The organism is Enterobacter sp. UNJFSC 003, assembly GCF_036903355.1.
Lineage (GTDB): Bacteria > Pseudomonadota > Gammaproteobacteria > Enterobacterales > Enterobacteriaceae > Enterobacter.
The window spans coordinates 1-239 of sequence record NZ_JBAKHK010000333.1 but is presented as its reverse complement, the minus strand read 5'-3'; the positions used below and the strand labels follow the sequence as shown (position 1 = coordinate 239).

1 protein-coding gene is annotated in these 239 nt (G+C 64.0%); it reads left to right on the top strand.

The window, feature by feature from the left end:
* Positions 1-66: 66 nt before the first annotated feature.
* Positions 67-239: ATP-binding protein (locus V5P19_RS24765; RefSeq protein ID WP_369077408.1), on the top strand; the 173-nt coding region annotated here is incomplete at its 3' end.

Sequence of the window (239 nt, the reverse complement as noted above, 5' to 3'; positions counted from 1 at the left end):
GATCACGGGCGCGAGGTCCATTATGTCGGCCCCTCGCATCTCGAGCATCGCTTCCGACCGCTCGGTATGAAGCGCGCGCTGACCAATCTGGTCGAGAACGGCCTGCACCACGGATCGGTGGTGACGATCGCGCTCTCCGCCACTGCGCGTGACGTAATTTTGCGGGTCGAGGATGACGGGCCGGGTATTCCGGAAGACGCCTTGCAGAGCGTGCTGGAGCCGTTCGTCCGGCTCGATAC